The 20,180-nt window shown below is 63.3% G+C and carries 16 protein-coding genes, 1 tRNA gene and 1 other RNA gene; 9 read left to right on the top strand and 9 right to left on the bottom strand.

Annotated features, from left to right (window positions below; genetic code table 11):
- The first annotated feature begins 110 nt into the window (after positions 1-110).
- On the top strand, positions 111-3,023 hold the full coding sequence (gene uvrA, locus B9A23_RS06565) for an excinuclease ABC subunit UvrA (protein ID WP_084278068.1): 2,913 nt from the start codon (positions 111-113) through the stop codon (positions 3,021-3,023).
- Between the two features lie 705 nt (positions 3,024-3,728).
- On the opposite strand, the gene B9A23_RS22180 is transcribed toward uvrA, so the two are convergent.
- Positions 3,729-3,914 (bottom strand): hypothetical protein, encoded by a 186-nt coding sequence (locus B9A23_RS22180; RefSeq protein ID WP_139797363.1) that lies wholly within the window; start codon positions 3,912-3,914, stop codon positions 3,729-3,731.
- Between the two features lie 792 nt (positions 3,915-4,706).
- On the opposite strand from B9A23_RS22180, the gene B9A23_RS06555 reads away from it, so the two are divergent.
- On the top strand, positions 4,707-6,269 hold the full coding sequence (locus B9A23_RS06555) for an AAA family ATPase (RefSeq protein WP_217806590.1): 1,563 nt from the start codon (positions 4,707-4,709) through the stop codon (positions 6,267-6,269).
- 198 nt (positions 6,270-6,467) lie between these two features.
- Here B9A23_RS06555 and B9A23_RS06550 read toward each other — a convergent pair whose 3' ends face one another.
- The 5 genes from B9A23_RS06550 to B9A23_RS06530 form a co-directional block, all read right to left on the bottom strand.
- The gene (locus B9A23_RS06550) at positions 6,468-7,331 is read right to left on the bottom strand and encodes a hypothetical protein (protein ID WP_084278066.1); all 864 of its coding nucleotides are present in this window, start codon (positions 7,329-7,331) and stop codon (positions 6,468-6,470) included.
- Positions 7,332-7,485: 154 nt separating this feature from the next.
- Positions 7,486-9,384, bottom strand: a complete 1,899-nt coding sequence (locus B9A23_RS06545; RefSeq protein ID WP_084278065.1) for an ABC-F family ATP-binding cassette domain-containing protein — start codon at positions 9,382-9,384, stop codon at positions 7,486-7,488.
- A gap of 131 nt (positions 9,385-9,515) precedes the next feature.
- Positions 9,516-9,592: transfer RNA gene (locus tag B9A23_RS06540), tRNA-Ile, on the bottom strand.
- A 47-nt stretch (positions 9,593-9,639) separates the two neighbouring features.
- On the bottom strand, positions 9,640-10,650 hold the full coding sequence (locus tag B9A23_RS06535) for a polysaccharide deacetylase family protein (protein WP_254895028.1): 1,011 nt from the start codon (positions 10,648-10,650) through the stop codon (positions 9,640-9,642).
- Positions 10,651-10,653: 3 nt separating this feature from the next.
- Positions 10,654-12,534 (bottom strand): histidine kinase dimerization/phospho-acceptor domain-containing protein, encoded by a 1,881-nt coding sequence (locus B9A23_RS06530; RefSeq protein ID WP_176217904.1) that lies wholly within the window; start codon positions 12,532-12,534, stop codon positions 10,654-10,656.
- A 250-nt stretch (positions 12,535-12,784) separates the two neighbouring features.
- Between B9A23_RS06530 and B9A23_RS06525 the strand changes: the two genes are divergently transcribed.
- Positions 12,785-13,252, top strand: a complete 468-nt coding sequence (locus B9A23_RS06525; protein ID WP_084278063.1) for an Lrp/AsnC family transcriptional regulator — start codon at positions 12,785-12,787, stop codon at positions 13,250-13,252.
- Positions 13,253-13,366: 114 nt separating this feature from the next.
- Here the strand turns inward: B9A23_RS06525 and B9A23_RS06520 are convergent, their stop codons facing one another.
- Positions 13,367-13,657 carry a chorismate mutase gene (locus tag B9A23_RS06520; RefSeq protein ID WP_084278062.1) on the bottom strand — a complete coding sequence of 97 codons (291 nt, stop codon included), beginning with the start codon at positions 13,655-13,657 and terminating at the stop codon, positions 13,367-13,369.
- 101 nt (positions 13,658-13,758) lie between these two features.
- Here B9A23_RS06520 and B9A23_RS06515 point away from each other — a divergent pair, with 101 nt between their 5' ends.
- The 3 genes from B9A23_RS06515 (at position 13,759) to B9A23_RS06505 (ending at position 16,426) form a co-directional block, all read left to right on the top strand.
- Positions 13,759-14,772 carry a polyprenyl synthetase family protein gene (locus B9A23_RS06515; RefSeq protein ID WP_084278326.1) on the top strand — a complete coding sequence of 338 codons (1,014 nt, stop codon included), beginning with the start codon at positions 13,759-13,761 and terminating at the stop codon, positions 14,770-14,772.
- Between the two features lie 31 nt (positions 14,773-14,803).
- Positions 14,804-15,820 (top strand): aldo/keto reductase, encoded by a 1,017-nt coding sequence (locus tag B9A23_RS06510; RefSeq protein ID WP_084278061.1) that lies wholly within the window; start codon positions 14,804-14,806, stop codon positions 15,818-15,820.
- Between the two features lie 63 nt (positions 15,821-15,883).
- On the top strand, positions 15,884-16,426 hold the full coding sequence (locus B9A23_RS06505) for a hypothetical protein (protein ID WP_084278060.1): 543 nt from the start codon (positions 15,884-15,886) through the stop codon (positions 16,424-16,426).
- On the opposite strand, the gene B9A23_RS22730 is transcribed toward B9A23_RS06505, so the two are convergent.
- Positions 16,427-16,573, bottom strand: coding sequence for a hypothetical protein (locus B9A23_RS22730; RefSeq protein ID WP_176217903.1), 147 nt, complete (start codon positions 16,571-16,573; stop codon positions 16,427-16,429).
- A gap of 110 nt (positions 16,574-16,683) precedes the next feature.
- Here B9A23_RS22730 and hrpB point away from each other — a divergent pair, with 110 nt between their 5' ends.
- The 3 genes from hrpB to ffs all read left to right on the top strand — a co-directional run bounded on the left by hrpB (position 16,684) and on the right by ffs (position 19,608).
- Positions 16,684-19,149, top strand: coding sequence for an ATP-dependent helicase HrpB (gene hrpB, locus B9A23_RS06500; RefSeq protein WP_084278325.1), 2,466 nt, complete (start codon positions 16,684-16,686; stop codon positions 19,147-19,149).
- 33 nt (positions 19,150-19,182) lie between these two features.
- Positions 19,183-19,461 carry an ETC complex I subunit gene (locus tag B9A23_RS06495; RefSeq protein WP_084278324.1) on the top strand — a complete coding sequence of 93 codons (279 nt, stop codon included), beginning with the start codon at positions 19,183-19,185 and terminating at the stop codon, positions 19,459-19,461.
- Between the two features lie 52 nt (positions 19,462-19,513).
- Positions 19,514-19,608: signal recognition particle sRNA small type (ffs, locus tag B9A23_RS06490), an RNA gene on the top strand.
- Here ffs and B9A23_RS06485 read toward each other — a convergent pair.
- A complete protein-coding gene (locus B9A23_RS06485; protein WP_084278059.1) occupies positions 19,607-20,095 on the bottom strand; it encodes a DUF4188 domain-containing protein in 489 nt (162 codons plus the stop codon). The two genes, ffs and B9A23_RS06485, sit on opposite strands and share 2 nt — an antisense overlap.
- Positions 20,096-20,180: the final 85 nt, after the last annotated feature.

The raw sequence follows: 20,180 nt of genomic DNA, 5'->3' as shown, positions 1-20,180 counted from the left end.
AGCCCATATTGCACTGCACCGGTCCGCTCCCCACATGGCGCTTGCAACCGGGCTTCTGCTCGCGCCCGAATCCCTTGCGAAAACCGAACAAATATGGAACACCGCCGCGCATGTCCTTGAACACCATTTCCGTCCGCGGTGCCCGTGAACACAATCTCAAGGGGATCGACATCGATCTCCCGCGCGATAGCCTGATCGTCATCACCGGCCTGTCCGGATCGGGCAAGTCCAGCCTAGCGTTCGATACGATCTACGCCGAAGGCCAGCGCCGCTACGTTGAATCGCTGTCGGCCTACGCGCGCCAGTTCCTCGAGATGATGCAGAAGCCCGACGTCGAACATATCGACGGCCTCTCGCCCGCCATCAGCATCGAGCAGAAGACCACCAGCCGCAACCCGCGCTCCACCGTCGCCACGGTGACCGAGGTCTATGACTACATGCGCCTGCTCTGGGCGCGCATCGGCATCCCCTACAGCCCCGCCACGGGCGAGCCGATCTCGGCGCAGACCGTCAGCCAGATGGTCGACCGCGTAATGGCCCTGCCCGAAGGCACGCGCGCCTATCTGCTCGCTCCCGTCGTGCGCGGTCGCAAGGGCGAATACCGCCGCGAACTCGCCGAATGGCAGAAAGCCGGCTACACCCGCGTGCGCATCAACGGGGAGATCATGCCGATCGAGGATGCCCCCGCGCTCGACAAGAAGCTCAAGCACGATATCGAGGTCGTGGTCGATCGCATCGCCGTGCGCGACGGTATCCAGACCCGCCTCGCTGACAGCTTCGAGCAGGCGCTGAAGCTGGCCGACGGCCTCGCCTACGTCGATCTCGCCGATGGCGTCGTCCCGGGCCGCGAAGAAGAGGCAGAGGCGGACGCCAAGGGCAAGAAGGGCAGCATGAAGAAGACCGGCCTTGCCGCCAACCGCATCGTCTTCTCCGAAAAGTTCGCCTGCCCTGTCAGCGGCTTCACCATTGAATCCATCGAACCGCGCCTGTTCTCGTTCAACGCCCCCCAAGGCGCTTGCCCGGCGTGCGATGGCCTGGGCGAAAAGCTCCTGTTCGATCCCCAGCTCGTCGTCCCGAACGAGAACCTGTCGTTGAAGCAGGGCGCCGTCGTTCCCTGGGCGAAGAGCAACCCGCCGTCGCCCTATTACATGCAGGTCCTCGCCAGCCTCGCCGCGCATTTCGGCTTCAGCCTCGATACGCCGTGGGACGCGCTGCCGGCAGAGGTCAAGATCATCATCCTTTATGGCACCGCCGGCAAGGCCGTGCCGCTGACCTTCATCGACGGCAAGAAGTCCTACACCGTCAACAAGGCCTTCGAGGGCGTGATCGGCAACCTCAACCGCCGCATGCTGCAGACCGAGAGCGCGTGGATGCGCGAGGAGCTGGGCAAGTTCCAGACCGCGCAGCCGTGCGAAACCTGCGAGGGCAAGCGCCTCAAGCCCGAGGCGCTCTCGGTCAAGGTCGCCGGCCGCGATATCTCCTCGGTCACCCGCCTCTCCGTCGCCGCCGCGGTCGAATGGTACGCCAACCTCGATGGCCAGCTTACCAGCCAGCAGAGCCAGATCGCCAAGGCCATCCTCAAGGAAATCAACGAGCGCCTCGGCTTCCTCAACAACGTCGGCCTCGATTACCTCAACCTCGATCGCACCTCCGGCACCCTTTCGGGCGGCGAGAGCCAGCGCATCCGCCTTGCCAGCCAGATCGGCTCGGGCCTCTCGGGCGTGCTCTACGTGCTCGACGAACCCTCCATCGGCCTCCACCAGCGCGACAATGACCGCCTGCTCGAAACGCTCAAGCGCCTGCGCGATCTCGGCAACACCGTGATCGTGGTAGAGCATGACGAAGACGCCATCCGCACGGCTGACCATGTGGTCGATCTCGGCCCCGGCGCCGGCGTCCACGGCGGCGAGATTGTCGCGCAGGGCACGTTGGACGATATCCTGTCCAACCCCAACAGCCTCACAGGCCAGTACCTCACCGGCTCTCGCCGCATCGAGGTCCCGGCTACGCGCCGCAAGGGCAACGGCCTGTTCATCAGCGTCGAGGGCGCCCGCGCCAACAACCTCCAGAACGTCAGCGCCAAGATCCCGCTCGGCACCTTCACTTGCGTCACCGGCGTCTCCGGCTCGGGCAAGTCGAGCTTCACCATCGACACGCTCCACGCCGTCGCCGCCCGCACGCTGAACGGCGCGCGCGTCATCGCCGGCGCGCATGATCGCGTCACCGGGCTCGAGAATTGCGACAAGGTGATCGAGATCGACCAGTCTCCCATCGGCCGCACCCCCCGGTCCAACCCCGCAACCTACACCGGCGCCTTCACCCTGATCCGTGACTGGTTTGCAGGCCTGCCGGAGAGCGCCGCGCGCGGCTACAAGGCCGGTCGCTTCAGCTTCAACGTCAAGGGCGGCCGTTGCGAGAAGTGCCAGGGCGATGGCCTGATCAAGATCGAGATGCACTTCCTGCCCGACGTCTACGTGACGTGCGAGGAGTGCGACGGCAAGCGCTACAACCGCGAAACGCTCGAGGTGAAGTTCAAGGGCCACTCCATCGCCGACGTGCTCGACATGACGATCGAGGACGCCGAGGAGTTCTTCAAGGCCGTGCCGCCCATCCGGGACCGCATGCACATGCTCAATGAGGTCGGCCTGGGCTACGTCAAGGTCGGCCAGCAGGCGACGACGCTGTCGGGCGGCGAGGCGCAGCGCGTCAAGCTCGCCAAGGAACTCGCCCGCCGCTCGACCGGGCAGACGCTCTACATCTTGGACGAGCCCACCACCGGCCTCCACTTCGAGGACGTGCGCAAGCTATTGGAAGTCCTCCACCGCCTCGTCGACCAGGGCAACAGCGTCGTCGTGATCGAACACAACCTCGATGTGATCAAGACCGCCGACTGGCTGATCGACCTCGGCCCCGAAGGCGGCGTCCGCGGCGGCGAGATCGTCGCCGAAGGCACGCCGGAGCAGGTCGCCAGGAACAAGCGCAGCTTCACCGGCCACTACCTTGCGCCCCTGCTGAAGCGCTGATGGTGCCGCCCTGTCTCCTGCAAGGGAGAAGGGCGGGGCGCAAGGAAAGGCCGTGAGACGGGCGTTCCTCTCCCGCGCAAGCAGGTGGGCACCCGCCGTTCCCTTGCCGCAAGAACAGCTCGGAGGCTTTGCGATAAAGGGGGGGGCGGGCGGGAACGCTCGGCAGCGGTCGTAATGGCATAAGCGCCGCTCGGCCAAGCCTTAGCGTTCCCGGAGACCAGAAAGAGTAGCTCAATCGGTGCCCTGACGGCCTGCTAGTGACGGCCGGAGTGTAAGGCAAATGCAACGTCAACTGATCTGGACGCTTTCCGCTCCAGCGGACGTCGTCGAAGACGCAGTCTCGGGCTAACTGTCTCTATTGATTACTCAGGCTACAAAGCCATTTTGGCTTCATTTGTTGCATATGCTTGCAGCCGCAAGTGATCTGCGCGCTTCTTTCAAAATCGCCCAAGTCAACGCCTTTAAAAACTTCAATCGATTGCAAGTGCAAGCCGCTTGCCCCGGGCCTTGCAGCAGAGAACAGGCCTCGCCATTGTCATTGCCAGAAGGCGGAGTGGACGAAGCAATCCATGGCGGCACCCAACCGCGCCGGATTGCTTCGCCAGGCTCGCGATTACGAACTGATAGGTAGTCGCAAAACGGTTGGCGGAGGTGAGGGGCAAGGAAGCAAGGCGCAAGAAGCCACTCCCCACCACCTTCAAACCCTCAATCCCGCCCGAACACCCCAAGCGCCCCGGCCAGGCACCCCAAAACAAACCCCGCCGGCCCGGTCACGAAGATCCCCAACAACGGCCCCAGATTGCTCTCTGGCCACCAATACAGCGGCCCGACATAGCCCACGGCAAAGCAAATGCCGCCAATGAGGCAACCACCCCGCAACGTGCGCTTCATGTAGCCCTCCTGCCCTGCAGCCCGCGTTGGCGAGGCAAAGCGCGGCCAAAAAGCATGGCAGATCTTGGGATCGAGTAAACTGTCACGGCAACTTCCGCTCAGCCTGCTGATGCCGATCCTCGCCACGACTGTCCCGCTGATCGTGATCCTGTTCGCCGTCTTCCTCCAAGGCGAACCCGCCTCCTGGCCCCGCCTCGGCCTGCTCACACTCTGGCCTGCGCCATCATCGGCGTCTCGGGCACGCTATAAGAGCCTTCCTCCCCCCACCGGGGGAGGGGGAGCGTTGGAAGGGCACTCTCGCAATAGCATCAGCCCACTGCCCAAGCGCCGATCTTCCTGAGCATGTCGAAGGATGAAAGGACAACGCCGTTACCACGGAAGCGCTTGGGTTCGGAAGTTTCTAGGTGGATGGCTAATTGGGGATTGATGCACGTGTCACGGTAATCTTGTCACCGCAATCCCTGGGGCCATCGTCTCACGAACCATATTCTGCGGAAAAGCTTGAAACAGAGAGCCGCTAAGCCTTTCTTCCGCTTGTCCAAGCAGATACAAATTACAGTCATGGATCAGAGCAGAATCGACCGATTTGTCAAAGTGGAGTTCAAACGCTTTAAAGCGTTCGAGTCCTTCCGTGTCGATTTGCGCCGCTTTAATGTTCTGGTCGGACCAAACAATGCTGGAAAATGAACGGTAATAGCTGCCTTTCGTATTTTAGCCGAGGCAATGCGAAAAGCTTGGAGTCGGAAGGCGGAGTTTGTCTCTGGACCGAACGGAAAGGTATACGGATATGTGGTGGATTTAAGATCTGCCTTCATTGCTGAGGAAAACGTCTACTACGACTATCATGACGATGAACCGGCAACTATTAAGTTCTTTCTCGACAACGGACATACACTAACTCTATATTTTCCTGAGCAAGGAGAGTGCTATTTAATAGCTGATGCTCAAGGGAAAGCCTGCAATTCTCCATCTTCGTTTCGTGCGCAATTTAAGTGCAAAATTGGCTTTGCCCCTGTCCTAAGCCCGGTAGACCACAGGGAGCGATTATATCAGGCAGAGGCGGCTCGTCTGGCTCTCTTAAATTATCAGGCGTCGCGCAATTTCAGAAACATTTGGCACCATTTTCCGGCGAAGTTTGATCAATTTAAAGATTTAGTGGAATTAACATGGCCGGGCATGAGTGTAACTAAGCCCGAGATTGGGAAAATTTCAGGAGAAAAAGACGTATTTCTCTTTATGTATTGTCCGGAGAAAAGGAGGCCTCGCGAAATATTTTGGTCGGGATTTGGTTTTCAAGTTTGGTGTCAAATGTTGACCCACATAGTTCAATCGAGTGACGCTTCGATTTTCTTAATAGATGAGCCGGATGTTTATTTGCATTCGGATCTCCAGCGACAGTTAGTTTCAATTTTGAAGGATATTGGCCCTGACATCGTTCTTGCCACGCATTCTACGGAAATAATATCGGAGTGCGAGGCTGACGAAATTACAATCATCTCTAAGGACTTTCCTCGAGCAAAGAGGTTGCGCTCACCGACAGAGTTGGGTGCGGTTTTCTCTTTGCTTGGATCAAGTGTTAATCCAATACTTACGCAGCTGGCAAAGACCCGTCGTGCACTTTTTGTCGAAGGCCTAGACTTCAAGATTTTGGCTCAGTTTGCACGAAAAGTTGGCCGGAAGCGCGTTGCTGTGAGAAGTGATTTTGCTGTAGTTCCCACAGATGGGTTCAACCCCGAAAAGATCAAAAGTCTAAAATTGGGTATGGAGCACCCGTTGGGTAGGAGCATCATATCGGGAGCGATTTTAGATCGCGATTATAGATCGGACCCGGAGTGTGCAGCTACTATTTCTGACTTAGAAAGGGTTTGTAATTTTGCAATTATTCATGAGCGTAAAGAATTGGAGAATTTTGTTCTGATCCCTCCAGTTATAGATCGATTGGTTCAGAAAAAAATTGCAGAGAGAAGATTGCGCGGTGCGTCGATTTCCATGGCTGACTTTTCAGCGGCGGAGGTGCTTGAGGAATTTGCGCGTGAGAAAAAAACTTACATAATGGCTCAATTTACTGAAAAGTATAAAACCTTTCTTCGCCGCGAGGGTGAGCGAGACCATGAGGCTAAGGTTTTAGAAGCGGTCCTTGGCGCGTTTGAAACCCGTTGGTCCGACCCAATGCAAAGAATTAAGATGGTTCCCGGAAAAGAAGCCTTATCTTTTGTTAATGGCAAAGTGCAGCGTGACTATAAGGTTTCTATTACGCCGTCGGCTATTATCGAGGAGATGAAAGTTGATGAAGTGCCGGCGGACATGTGTGATTTGATAGATAAAGTTTATAATTTTTCTCTCGAAAAATTTTGACGAATGGCGCCTTTTGTAAGGCTATTTTGGGATTTTGTGGCCGTTTGGGAATACATTGCGACTGTGCAAATGCGGCAGCATTTTCTGTAGGCCTGAAAGCATTTTCCTACACATCCCATCCTCGCCTAGAAGTTCCCGTTTCGTTCCAAACGGGAGCCGCCCATGTCGCACGCCGCCGATCCGCATCAGCCTACGTCCTCAGGGCCTTCGTCGTTTGGCAGGGGGTGGATTCCCGCCGGGCGGGACATCGGGCTGCCTGATGATGTTCTGCCTTCGCTTTGCGCCAAGGGGCAGGAAAGGCGCGTTCCCCTCCTGCAGGCGGGAGGGGAGGAGGGGCGCAGCGCCGGGAACGCGACGCCGCTCCTCCACCCCAACCAGTTCACCCCCGTCCGCATCGCGAGGTTTCTCGATCACCTCAGCCGCCATGGGCAGGTGCGCATGGCGGCGCGGGTGGCGGGGGTGTCGCAGCAGACGGCCTATGTCCGCCGTCGCCGCGATCCGGCCTTTGCCGCCGGCTGGGACGCGGCGCTGATCCATGCGCGCGAGGCGGCCGAGCAGGTCCTCGCCGCCCGCGCACTCCATGGCACCACTGAGACGATCTGGTTCCGGGGCGAGGCCGTGGGCGAGCGCCAGCGCTTCGACGCGCGGCTCCTGCTCGCCCATCTCGCCCGGCTCGACGCCCGCGCCGCCGCCGCGCCCAAGGCCGTCCACCACCTCGCCGAAGACTTCGACCGCATGCTCCTGGCGCTGGCCGAGGGCGCGGACGTCGCCGCCGCCACCGGCTAGACCGACCCCGCGCGCGACCGCTTCCTCAAGGCTTTCGAAGCCCGCGCCGATGCCGACTACAAGCAGGCCAACCCCTTTCCCGACGACGACGCGCCCGACGAGGTCTGGGACGATTGGCAGGCAGCGCTCACCGATCACCTCGAAGCCGCTCGCCGCGCCGCGCCCGAAGCCTGGGACCACGCCCAGTCCCGCCGCGAAGCCGCCTTCCACACCCTGTTCGGTGATGACGATGCGGACGACGGTGAGGAGCGGGAGGGCGCGCGCGAGGCCGGTCACGCCCGGTCAGGCCCCGACCGCCCCCGAAACGCCGACACCGACGCCGTCGCAGCTCAGGCTGAAGCCTCAACCACCCCTGAACCGTGTAAACCGCGTAAACCCCTCAGCGTCCTGAAGTGCGGGACCGCTCCCTCGGCGCTGCTGTCGGCGGGCCTCAGTTGGCCGCTGCGCCAGAGTCCTCAAGCGCTTCGCCCGCTTCCAGCCACGCCAGTTCCGCTTCCTCCAGCGCCTGCGCCACTTTGCTCCGCCGCTGTGACAGCTCGCCCATCCTGAGCTTGGCGAATTCGGGCGCGGCGCTGCCGGGTTCGAACATCGCGCGGTCGATCTGCGCCAGGTCGGCCTGCAGCTTGGCGACGTGCTTTTCCGCGGCGGCCTGTGCCTTCTGCAGCGCCTTGTACGCATCGCGCGCCGCAGCCCGCGCCTTGCGGTCCTGCGCGCCGCCGCCGCCCTTGGCCTGCGTGTCGCCGCTGCCGCCGTCGGTCTTGGGCTGGTTGCGGCCGAGGATGAAGTCGATGTAGTCCTCGATGCTGCCGTCGAACGGCTTGGCGGTGCCGCCATCGACGAGGACCAGGCGGTCGGCCACCAGTTCGGCCATGTGCCGGTCGTGGCTGATCAGGATCACCGCGCCCTTGTACATGTTGAGCGCCTGCACCAGCGCCTCGCGCGCGTCGATGTCGAGGTGGTTGGTCGGCTCGTCGAGCACCAGCATGTGCGGCGCGTCGCGGGTGACGAGCGCCAGCGCCAGCCGGGCGCGCTCACCGCCCGACAGCGTGCCCACTCGCGACGTGGCGCGGTTGCCGGAGAAGCCGAAGCGCCCGAGCTGCGCGCGGACCGCGGCCGGGCTCTTGCCTTCCATCGCTCGCGTCATCAGTTCGAGCGGGGTGCCGCCATCGGCGATCTCCTCGACCTGGTACTGCGTGAAGTACCCGACCTGCATCTTCCCGGTAGCCGTCATCGCCCCGTCCATCGGCGCGAGCTGCGCGGCGAGCAGGCGGGCGAGCGTTGTCTTGCCGTTGCCGTTGCGGCCCAGCAGTGCGATGCGGTCATCCGGATCGATCCGCAGGTTGAGCCGCTGCAATACCGGCTTGCCGGGGGCGTAGCCCACGCTGGCAAGGTCGAGCGTGATCAGCGGCGGGCGCAGTTCATCGGGGTCCGGGAAATCGAAGCTGAGCGAGGGGTCCTCGACCACCGCGGCGATCGGCTGCATCTTGGCCAGCATCTTGGCGCGCGACTGCGCCTGCTTGGCGGTTGATGCGCGAGCGGAATTGCGGGCGATGTAGTCCTTGAGCCGGTCGGCCTGCGCTTCTTGCGCCGCACGCGCCGCAGCCTGCTGCGCCAGCCGCTCGTTGCGCTGCCGCTCGAAGCTGTCGTAGCCGCCGGGGTAGAGCGTGAGCTTGCCGGCGTGGAGGTGGACGATGTGGTCGGCCACGTTGTTGAGCAGGTCACGCTCGTGGCTGATCAGCAGCAGCGTGCCGGGATAGGCCTTGAGAAAGTTCTCGAGCCACAGCGTCGCTTCAAGGTCGAGGTGGTTCGAAGGCTCGTCGAGCAGCAGCACGTCCGGCGCGGAGAAGAGCAGCGCGGCAAGCGCGACGCGCATGCGCCAGCCACCGGAGAAGCTGTCGAGCGGGCGGCCCTGCATGTCCTCGTCGAAGCCGAGGCCGATGAGGATGCGCGCGGCGCGGGCATCGGCGCTGTAGGCATCGATCGCGAGCAGGCGGTCGTGGACATCGCCCAGCCGGTCGGGATCGGTGCAAGTCTCGGCCTCTTCCAGCAACTGGGTGCGCTCGACATCGGCGGCGAGCACGGTGTTGAACGGCGTTGCGTCACCAGCGGGAGCTTCCTGTGCCAGGTAGCCGAGGCGCGTGCGGCGCGGCATCTCGATCGCGCCTTCATCGGGCTCGATCTCGCCGATGATCGCCTTGACCAGTGTGGACTTGCCCGCGCCGTTGCGTCCGACCAGACCTACGCGAGCGCGCGGCGGCACTGCTACCGATGCGCGGGAAATGATGTCGCGTCCGCCGAGGCGCACGGTGATGCCGTTGATGGTAAGCATGGGAAGAGACAGGCGTCCGGTTCGGAAAAATCAGGTGGGATCGGGCGCGCGGGGTCCTGTCATGTTTGGCACATGTAGGCAAGCGGAGTTGAAACCCGTCAAGGGGAGCAACGCGGCCGAAAACGAGGCGATGGTGGGCCCGGCAGGACTTGAACCCGCGACCTAGCCGTTATGAGCGGCCAGCTCTAACCAACTGAGCTACAGGCCCATCGCGCTTTCCGCTAGCGGTACGGCGGTAAAATGGCAAGCGGGGGATCAGACTTGTGCGGCAGCAATGATTTCGCGCACGCAAGTGGAGGTAACACCGCGCCTCGCAAGGTGTTCGAACACTCCGCGCCACCAGTCGTAGAACAGGTCCAGATCATCCTCGCTGCGGACATAGGGTGTGTGGCCGGGCCTGAGCGACGGGCTGTGGAATGAGAAGACGAGCAGTGGAAGGGCAAGTTCGACCGCTTCGTCGATGCCACGGATGGCTTCCTCAAGCGTGATGCCTTCGGGGGTGAGGGCGATGCGTTCGAGAAGGCCAAGCCTGGCCAGAGCGCCGCGCATTCGCGGAATGCGCCACATCCGGGGGTATGCCGACGGACCCCATGCGCGCAGCGGCCCGGCATAGACCGTTGTCAGTGGCATCTCCATCAGGCCCTGTCGGCGATCGACCCACCACGGCCGCAACGGCAGGTCGCGGAAATTGGGGCCGCCGGTCGAGCTGTAATCGAACAGCGATCGCACGGAGGTGTCGATGGCGATGCCAGCTTCCGACAGGATGCCGACAGTGGCGGGGCCAACGCCATAGCGCCCCGCACGATAGATTTGCGGACCGACGCCGAACGCGGCCTCGATCGTATCGCGAAGCTTGCGGAACTTCGCGCGTTCAAGGTCACGGGGCAGATTGCCGGCAAAGCTGTTGTGGACGTTGACGTCCTCTTCATGCGGCGGGTTGACCCAGGGGTGAAGCTGCACGCCGATTTCCGCACGCCCAGCCTTCACCGCATCGCCAAGCACTTCGGCGCACCGCGGATCGCTGGCGACGGGAAAATCGATGAGATAGATTGGAACGACGCCCATGCCTTCGCAGAATTGCTGGAACTTCGCGAGGCGCGGAATGTGGTCTAGGCGATGGCTGGTTCGGTCAAGCGGCTTGCCCCAGTCGAATTCCTCCTCGGTATCGATCGTCAGCGTGAAGCGCTGACCGAAACCCGGAGCGAAGGAAACGAATTCATCTGGAGAGGGATGGCGCGTGATGAGAGCCGCATCTTGAGAGCGCAACGGTCAGCCCCCTGCTGCTTGGCCGGGCCAGGCCGGCGCTTCATTGATCTGGCCAGGGAACGCCGCAACAAGCAGACCGGCCTCGCGTTCGAGGCTGCCGCCCGCAGCCCTTGCCTCGGCACGGGCAAGCCGCAGTGCGAAGCCATTGCCGAGCATGGCGGCCGTCAGCATCCCTGCCGATGGGGCGGCATCCGGCGCATAGAGCGTATCGTCGTCAAGCGATCGCAGCGAAACGGGCAAGGTCAGGGCAAGGCGTGCCGCACCATGGTCGTTTTCGAGGGCAAATGTCAGCCGTTCGCCCGGCGCGACCGAGGCAGCGATCACACTGAGGAGGCGCCAGACGCAACGTTCCAGTTCGGCCTCGGCCAAATTCACCGGAACCGGGTTTGCCGGCATCGAGACGGTGAGACGCACATTGCGCGAGCCGAGCACAGGTGAAACCTGCTCTACGAGGCGAGCAACAACCGTGGCAGCGTCGCAACCGCCGGTTTCGAGCGCCAGTGCGGCACTTTCCAACTTTACCAGCCGTTCCACCTCTTCAAATCCCGCGAGCATCTGCGCTGCATCGGCAGCGATAGTTGCGGCCATTGCACGATATTGATGTGGCGTCGGACCGAAGACCTGCGACTGGATCATTTCGGCAAAGCCCTGAATGGCATTGATTGGCGTGCGCAGTTCATGGAGCAACTGGCGCATCCGGTCTGCTTCGGTGTCGGCAGGTGCGATCGCCGGCGTTGCGGTGCCTTTCGTGGCGCTTGCCGGCGCAGATGCCTGCTTGCGGCGCAAACGAAGATGATAGCCGCAAAACCGGCCCCCATCGGGTGCAAAGATCGGCGGACCATCGGCATACCATGTGCCTGCGACGGCTGGGGCCGCCGCGATGTCGATGCGAGCCGCCTCAACCGGCTGACGGCGCCGGACAGCGTCGATGGTACTGTCTTCGCAGCGCAGCGGCGCATCTGAGGCGGCCGAAAACATCCGCGCGCCGATCAGCATGCCCGGAGGATCGATCGCCGCCTGGATAATGACGCCTTCGGCATCGGTGCGCAGGTCGATGAACTGCGGCGGTTTGGGCGCCGGCATTTCTGGTTCGGGGAAGGGCAGGAGGGGGGCGAGTCCTTCCGCCCGGGGGGCAGGCGAAACCTCGCGCTCGTCACGCTTGCGCCGGAACGCTTCGATGCGGCGGACGATGGCGCCGATGCCGTCCTCTTCCGGTCTATGGGCTGCGTCTCCTGCCGGCGCGGTCTCGTTGTCCGTCGGAAGCGCCAACGACGTGGCGGTCAAGTTTTCCGTTGCCGTTATTTCGGCAGGTTGGCCCACATCAACCGGGTGGGGTACTTGATCAGGCGCAGGGGACGTGTCGGAGACTGGTGCCTGCGCTTCTGTTGCCGACGCTTCGGTTGATAGCACTTCGATCACCGGGGCGGCGGCGCCGGCCGCGACGCTTGCCGGCTCGGGCAGAAGAAAATCGTTCACGCCGAGGTCTGACAGCAGCTTGCGAACCGTTTGCGGCAGGCCCGACCGGTGGCGCACGAAACCGCGGGAGATCATCGGCAGGCGCGGGATGAGAGCAAGCCAGTCCTCTTCGGCGAGGTCAGCCGAAGCGACTGCAGCGGCAGCAGCGCGCCGCCCCCCTTGCGCGAAGTGATAGACAAGGACAGCCGAGCGGTGTGGCACACCGCGCAGCACGGCGGCAGTCTCTTCGTCGTCGAGTTGCTCGCACAGCATCTCGACGCGGGCCAGAGCGGTGGCGTGGCGGGTGTTCCATGCCGAAAGCGGAACCGCGCCAAGCAGATCGATCAATTGCCGCAACTGCGTCCGGGCTGCCGTCTTGCCTGCCACGTTGGTACGCAGCACGGTCTCAAGGCGGTCATCAACGATCATCAAGGCTCCGCCTGTGGGATTACTTCTGGCACCGCGCCGCGCAGGCTCGGGTGAGGACGCCATAACAGCGAGAAGGCTAACAAATCGTACCCCTCGAGGGAAGGTAGGTATCCATTGCGTTGCAATGTGGATCACTTGCGGTATTAAACAACAAAATTATCTCGCACGGTGGATTTTGCGCGGAAAGTTGCGATTATTGCTTCTTTCCGAACGCCGTGGCCGGGCGCAACGAAACGGACGACTGACACGCATGTCAACACTGGATGGTATCGATAGGCGCTTGCTCGCCGAATTGCAGGCTGAGGGACGCGTTACCAACGTCGAACTCGCACAGCGCGTCGGGCTCACTGCGCCGCCCTGCCTGCGCCGCGTTCGCGCGCTTGAAGATGCTGGCGTGATCAGGGGCTATCATGCCGAACTCGACGCATCGAAGCTGGGTTTTGCAATCACGGTCTTTGCGCTGGTGAGCCTCAAGAGCCAGGCCGAGGAATCGCTCCGCCAGTTCGAGGAGCACATGCGCACGCTGCCCGAAGTGCGCGAGTGCCACATGCTCAACGGCGAGATCGACTTCATTCTCAAGATCGTCAGCCGCGATCTGCAAAGCTTCCAGGAATTCCTGACCAGCAAGCTGACGCCAGCGCCGAACGTGGCGAGCGTTAAGACATCGCTGACGATCCGCACGGCCAAGCAGGTGCCCGGGGTGCCGCTGGAAGATTGAGGTTGGGGCGGGGGCCAAAGGGCGCACAGCCTGCCCCGCTGCGATCAATTCGATTGCGTTCGCAATGTGTCGCGCTGCTCTCATTTGCGGGAGCAGCCGGGGTGGCGCATCGCGTCAGTCGGGCGAAGATGCTGCGCGCTCGTGGTGGCGGATCACTTCCTCGATGATGAAGCGCAGGAACTTTTCCGAGAATTCCGGATCGAGCTTGGCGTCTTCGGCAAGACTGCGCAGGCGGGCGATCTGGCGCTCCTCGCGGCCCGGATCGGAGGCGGGGAGCTTGTGCGCCGCCTTGTGCGCGCCGACGGCCTGGGTGATGCGGAAACGTTCGGCGAGGATATGGATCATCGCGGCATCGATGTTGTCGATGGATTGGCGATAGCCTGCCAGAACCGGATCTTCGCTCATTCCCTTACCCCGTCCTTTGGTCTGCGCATTCGTGTTAGGGCCGCTACAGTGCAACTTGCGTCTTGCCAAGCGCCGCCCTTGTCGCCAAGCGGTCAGTCACGATGACTGCCACTGTCCACACCCTGCCGCGCAAGGCCGAACCTTCGCTGGCGCCGATGATGGCCCTCGTTGCCGAGGGCATGAATAGCGTCAACGCCGTGATCCTCGACCGGATGCAGTCGCGCATTCCGCTGATTCCCACGCTTGCGGGACATCTGATTGCGGGCGGTGGCAAGCGCATGCGGCCGATGCTAACGCTCGCCAGCGCATCGCTGCTCGGCTATGGCGGCTCGCGGCATTACAAGCTGGCGGCGGCAGTGGAATTCATCCACACCGCCACGCTGCTGCACGATGACGTGGTCGACGGTTCGGACATGCGGCGCGGCAAGAAGACCGCGAACATCGTCTACGGCAACCCTGCCACGGTGCTGGTCGGCGACTTCCTGTTCAGCCGCAGCTTCGAACTGATGGTCGAGGATGGCAGCCTGAAGGTGCTGCGCATCCTGTCGAACGCCTCGGCGGTGATCTCCGAGGGCGAGGTCGATCAGCTCGTGGCGCAGCGGCAGATCGAGACGAGCGAGGAAATGTACCTCGACATCATCGCGGCCAAGACCGCGGCGCTGTTTTCTGCAGCGTGCCGGATCGCGGCGGTGGTGGCCGAACGCGACGAGTCGGACGAGCTGGCGCTCGATTCCTATGGCCGGAACCTTGGTATCGCGTTCCAGCTGGCCGACGATGCGATCGACTACGATTCCGAAGTGGCCGAGATGGGCAAGGACCAGGGCGACGACTTCCGCGAAGGCAAGATGACGCTGCCGGTGATCCTCGCCTATGCCCGGGGCGATGCCGAGGAACGCAAGTTCTGGCGCGACGCTATCGCGGGCGATCGGTCGTCGGACGAGGATCTTGCCCACGCGATCGAGCTGATCCGTCGCCACGATGCTGTAAACGCCACGCGCGAGCGGGCGCGGATGTATGCGCAGCGTGCGATCGATGCGATTGCGGGCTTCCCGGCGAGCGCGGCCAAGGTCGCCATGACGGAAGCTGCGCTGTTCGCGGTGGCGCGGAGATTCTGACCCAATTTCAAGAGCATAACGGGAGAGCCTGATGCAGCATCGTCGCCTCGGCCGGTCGGCCATCGTCGTTTCGGATATCTGCATGGGGACGATGACCTTCGGCAGCCAGGTGGACGAAGCCGAAGCGTTCCGGGTGCTCGACAGGTCCTATGACGCCGGGATCAACTTCTACGATACCGCCGAAGGCTATCCCGTGCCGCCCGACATCAAGTGGGTCGGCCGGACCGAGGAAATTGTCGGGAAGTGGCTCAAGACCAAGCCGCGCGATGCCATCGTGCTGGCGACGAAGGTTTCGGGGCCGAGCCACGTGTGGTTTCGCTCGCCCTGCCGCAACGGCATGACCGCGCTCGACCGGCGCAATATCGAAACGGCGGTCGACGCCAGCCTCAAGCGGCTCGGCACCGATTACATCGATCTCTACCAGACGCACTGGCCGGATCATGACACTGCCTATGACGAGACGATGGAGGTGCTGCACGAGCTGGTGCAGGCGGGCAAGGTGCGGATCACCGGCTGTTCCAACGAGACCAGCTGGGGTCTGATGAAATCGCTCGCCACGGCCGAGAAGCTGGGCACGGTGCGCTACCAGACCATCCAGAACAATTTCAGCCTGAACAACCGCCGCTTCGAGGACGAACTGGCGCAGGTATGCCGCAAGGAGGGGGTGAGCCTCATTCCCTATTCGCCGCTCGCAGGCGGGGTGCTTTCGGGCAAGTACAACGGTGGAGCACGGCCCGACGGCGCACGGTTTTCCCGCTACCTCGCGATGGAGGGACGGCAAGCGGCGATGGGCAAGCGCTTCGTCAACGACCGGTCGCTGTCGTCAACCGAACGGTTCATGGCGATTGCTTCGGAGGCGGGGCACGATGCGGTCACGATGGCCGTCGCCTGGTCAAAGCAACATGACTTCGTGGCCTCGACCATCGTCGGCGTCGGGGCCGAGGACCAGCTCGATGCGATGCTGGGCGCGGCGGATCTGGTCTTGTCCGATGAAGTGATGAAGGCGATCGACAAGGTGAGCCGCGAGATCCCATACCCAATGGGGTGAGTGCGACTTGACCGCACTGCCGGGTAAGGTGCAGTTTCAGCGCCTTGTTCACGCGAGGCCATCATGTTGATCCGCAAAGCAGACGCCCCGAACACTGCGCTTGAATGGCTTCGACCGCTGGGCTGGTCGATGGTCGGACTGATGCTGGCGGTGCCGTTGCTTGCCATGCAGTTCGAAGAACGGCTGCATCTTGGCGTCCGCTGGACTGCAAGCGACTTCGCGGTTGCGGCGCTCCTTTTGGGCGTTACCGGGGCGGCGCTGGAGCTTGCGGTGCGGGCGAACGGAAGCCGTGCCTATCGCGCGGGGGCCTTCCTCGGCACCGGCGCTGCCTTGGCGCTGGTCTGGATCAATCTGGCGGTCGGGCTTGTCGGTGCAGAGGGCAACCCCGCTAACATGTGGTTCATGCTCGTCCCGCTCGTCGGCCTTGCTGGGGCGGCGCTCGCCCGGTTCGAGGCTCAGGGCACGGCGCGAGCCATGTTGGCTATGGTTGTTGCGCAAATCGCAGCGGGTCTGCTGGCTGGTGGCGGAATGCAGGCACTGGCGATAACGCTGGCCTGGGGATCGTGCTGGCTGGCTTCGGCCTGGCTGTTCAGGCGCGCGGGCTGATCACTTGCGACGACCGAAACGTCGCCATAGCCAGTAGCAACTGCCACCGCAGACTGCGCCTACGCCGAGGATGATGCCGCCAATCATGACGCCACTGAACAGCAGGCCGGTGGTCAGTGCCACGACGAATTCCAGCGTGCTCTTCATTTCTCCCCGCCCTTAGCATGGCTCTTTGGAACCGACCATGAACGATCTGTAAGGGGGGACGTTTCCCGGGACGTTGCGTTGTGCAGAAAAAGGTCGTTAAGGCGCTTGGCGTGAGCGACCTGCCGATCCTTGCCGTCCTGCCTGACCTGCTGGCTGCCCTTCGCGAGCAGCCAAGTGCGGTGCTGATCGCACCGCCGGGAGCGGGCAAGACGACGGCGGTGGCACCGGCTCTCCTGGCGGAACCATGGTGCCGCGGGCAAGTGATCGTGCTGTCGCCGCGGCGCGTGGCAGCGCGTGCAGCGGCGGAGCGGATGGCCGAGCTGCTGGGCGAGGAGGCAGGGCAGACCATCGGCTATGTCACCCGGCTTGATGCCAAGCGGTCTGCCAGGACGCGCGTGCTGGTGGTGACCGAGGCGATCTTCGTCTCGACCATCCTCAATGATCCGGAGTTGCAAGGCGTTTCGGCGGTGCTATTCGACGAGGCGCATGAGCGGCATCTCGATAGCGATCTCGGGCTGGCGCTGGCAGTAGAAGCGCAGGGGGTGCTGCGCGAGGACCTGCGCATCGTGGTGATGTCGGCCACCATCGATGGTTCGCGGTTCGCATCCCTGCTTGGCCAGGCGCCGGTGGTGGAGAGCGAGGGCAAGGCGCATCCACTGACGGTGAAGTGGCTGGGCGCACGGCCGGACCTGAAGGTCGAGGCAGCCATGGCGTCTGCTATCCAGACCGCGTGGCGTGAGGAAACAGGCGATATCCTGGCTTTTCTTCCGGGCGTGGCGCAGATCGAGCGGACAGCGGATTTGCTGGCAGAGAGATTGCCGCACGCCCTGGTTCTGCCGCTGCACGGACAGGTCGAGCCAGCAGGGCAACGCGCTGCGATCCGGCGCGATCCGCAAGGACGCCGCCGCATCGTGCTTGCCACGAGCATCGCCGAAACTTCGCTGACGCTGGATGGCGTTTCCGTTGTGGTCGATGCGGGTCTTTCGCGGCGCGCGGAGTTCGACAAGGCGGCCGGTGTCACGCGGCTGGTGACGACGCGGGCGAGCCAGGCTTCGGCGGCGCAGCGCGCAGGGCGCGCGGCGCGACAGGGGCCGGGCGTGGCCTATCGCCTTTGGGAAGAGGCTGCCCATGCCGGGCGGCCGGCGTTCGATCCGCCCGAGGTGGTCACCAGCGATCTTGCACCGCTTGCACTGACGCTGGCGCAATGGGGCGCGGGCGATGCGGCAGCGATGGCGTGGCTCGACCCGCCACCGGCAGCAGCGATGGCGGCGGCACGCGGAAGCCTGAAGGCATTGGGCGCGCTTGATCGCGAGGGCCGGATCACGGCGCATGGAAGAGCGATGGCGCGGTTGCCGATGGAGCCGGCGCTGGCGCACATGCTGTTGTTCGCGGCCGAGCGGGACCAGCCGGAAGAGGCGGCAAGACTGGCGCTGTTGCTGCAAGAGCGCGGGCTGGGCGGACGCGGCGAGGATCTTGCCCGCAGGCTTGATCGCTGGGGAGGCGAACGCGGAAGCAGGGCCGAGGGTTCGCGCAAGCTGGCGGCGCGATGGACGCAGATGGCGGCCAGGCTGGTGCAAGCGAAGAGCGGGCAGGAAGTGCCGCTGGGCGTTCTGCTGGCAGAGGCCTTTCCCGATCGCATCGCGCGCGCGCGGGGGCAGTCTGGTGAAGAATGGCTGGCGTCGGGCGGGCGCGGCTATCGTCTTGATCCCGCATCGCCGTTGGCCACAGCGAAATGGCTGGTGATCGGGGATGCGCAGGGCGAGGCCAAGGGTGCACGGATCACGGCGGCAGTGGCGCTTGAGGATGAAGAAGTGACCCGCTTCCTGGTGCCCCGGATGGAGGAGCGGCATTCGCTGACGTGGAATGCTGGCGAGGGGCGTGTGGAGGCGCGGCTCGAGCGCAGGCTCGGCGCGATCGTTCTGGCGCGGGTGCCTGATCCCAAGCCAGATGCTGACGCTGTTGTGGCCAAGCTGATCGCGGTCGTTCGCGAGGGTGGTCTTGCGCTTCTGCCGCTGGGCGGGGCGGCAAAGGCGCTGATCGTGCGGGCCGGCTATGCCGGGCTGGAGGCGTTATCCGAGCAGGCCTTGCTAGATGCGCTGGAGGAATGGCTCGGGCCATTGCTTGCGGGACGGCGCGGTCTGCAGATCGGAGCGGGCAAGCTGCACGAAGCGCTGCTTGATCGGCTCGACTGGAACGAGCGGCAGGCGTTAGACAGGCTGGCCCCAGCCGAATTCCGTTCTCCTGCAGGAACCAGCCATGCCATCGATTATGGCCACGAAGGGGGGCCTTGCGTGGAATTGCGGGTGCAGGCGCTGTTCGGGCTGGAACGGCATCCATCTGTGGGGCAGCCGCCCAGGCCCCTGCTGCTGAGCCTGACCAGCCCCGGCGGCAAGCCGATCCAGACAACGGCTGACCTGCCAGGCTTCTGGCGCGGTTCCTGGCGGGACGTGGTGAAGGACATGAAGGGTCGCTATCCCAAGCACCGCTGGCCGGACGAGCCCTGGGCCGAGGACCCGAGCCTCAAGACCAAGAACGCTTTCAACGCTCAAGGTGGCAACGCGCAAAAGCGGACTTGATTTGCGGCCTGATTCGTGTGCAAGCGCGAAGCCATGTCAGCACGCATCTATCAGCGCCCGAAGAACGCCATGCAGTCCGGCAAGGCCCGGACCAGCGACTGGCTGCTCGAATTCGAACCCGCAGAAGCCAGGCGCCCCGATCCGCTGATGGGTTGGGCCGGCTCGGGCGATACGCAGAGCCAGGTCGTGCTTGCCTTCGAAACCGAGGCGGACGCCAAGGCCTATGCCGATCGCTATGGTATCGATGTTCGCGTGATCCCGACGCCGCCGCGCAAGCTGAAGCTGCAGAGCTATGCGGATAATTTTAAGTAAGGTTGAGCGGTGCGGGGCTGGACAAGCCTCGGCTTCCCCTCCATAGGCCGCGCCGGGAGTCGGTCGGACGTTTGCGTCCGCCAACTTGGTCAGGTCCGGAAGGAAGCAGCCACAACGGGTTGCGGCGGGTCGGCCGGCTCCTTTTTCATCCCTCAGTTGCGGCCTTCATGCGTGAGCGCGCTTCGTTGCGCTTGCCCGTGGCCGGGATCAGTCCCGCCACCTTGCCGAGGCCGAACGGCGGCATGTTGCCATAGATCGTCTCGTAGGCTCCGGCTGACACGGCGTACGTCTCGTGGAAGATGCCGACGGTGCCATCGCTGCCCACGGCCCTGTTGAAGGCGGTCCATGCTGGCCAATGCTTCTGGTCGCGATCGCGGGCATAGGCCTCCAGACTGTCGAAATCGCGCCAGTATTGCATCATCACAACGGTGCGTGGCCCGCGCAGCATCGTCTCGACGCCGAGAAAGCCGCTTTGCGGATTGCGCGCCAGTTCGCTGATCATCGGGCCCATTGCGCGGGCGACGGGCAGCCATTTGCCGATCCTGTGGAAGCGGTTGATGCGCATGCCGATTACGAAGACCACGAGCGAGCGGTCGAAATCGGCGGTGTAGCGGCCTGGCAGGACTGTGCTCATGGGTTTAAGGTTGCATTTTGCAACCTATAAGTCAATCCACCGTTTCCAGTCCGTCGGGCATTCGACATTCGGGCTGGGAGTGCTT

The sequence above is a fragment of the Novosphingobium sp. B1 genome (assembly GCF_900176395.1).
Lineage (GTDB): Bacteria > Pseudomonadota > Alphaproteobacteria > Sphingomonadales > Sphingomonadaceae > Novosphingobium.
Note: the sequence above shows the minus strand (reverse complement) of the source record. Positions and strands in the feature narration are given on the sequence as shown.

Coding starts and splice junctions, on each gene's coding strand:
- uvrA (WP_084278068.1), top strand. CDS start 111: ATGTCCTTGAACACCATTTCCGTCCGCGGTGCCCGTGAACACAATCTC.
- B9A23_RS22180 (WP_139797363.1), bottom strand. CDS start 3,914: ATGAAGCGCACGTTGCGGGGTGGTTGCCTCATTGGCGGCATTTGCTTT.
- B9A23_RS06545 (WP_084278065.1), bottom strand. CDS start 9,384: ATGCTTACCATCAACGGCATCACCGTGCGCCTCGGCGGACGCGACATC.
- B9A23_RS06530 (WP_176217904.1), bottom strand. CDS start 12,534: ATGATCGTTGATGACCGCCTTGAGACCGTGCTGCGTACCAACGTGGCA.
- B9A23_RS06525 (WP_084278063.1), top strand. CDS start 12,785: ATGTCAACACTGGATGGTATCGATAGGCGCTTGCTCGCCGAATTGCAG.
- B9A23_RS06520 (WP_084278062.1), bottom strand. CDS start 13,657: ATGAGCGAAGATCCGGTTCTGGCAGGCTATCGCCAATCCATCGACAAC.
- B9A23_RS06515 (WP_084278326.1), top strand. CDS start 13,759: ATGACTGCCACTGTCCACACCCTGCCGCGCAAGGCCGAACCTTCGCTG.
- B9A23_RS06510 (WP_084278061.1), top strand. CDS start 14,804: ATGCAGCATCGTCGCCTCGGCCGGTCGGCCATCGTCGTTTCGGATATC.
- B9A23_RS06505 (WP_084278060.1), top strand. CDS start 15,884: ATGTTGATCCGCAAAGCAGACGCCCCGAACACTGCGCTTGAATGGCTT.
- B9A23_RS22730 (WP_176217903.1), bottom strand. CDS start 16,573: ATGAAGAGCACGCTGGAATTCGTCGTGGCACTGACCACCGGCCTGCTG.
- B9A23_RS06495 (WP_084278324.1), top strand. CDS start 19,183: ATGTCAGCACGCATCTATCAGCGCCCGAAGAACGCCATGCAGTCCGGC.
- B9A23_RS06485 (WP_084278059.1), bottom strand. CDS start 20,095: ATGAGCACAGTCCTGCCAGGCCGCTACACCGCCGATTTCGACCGCTCG.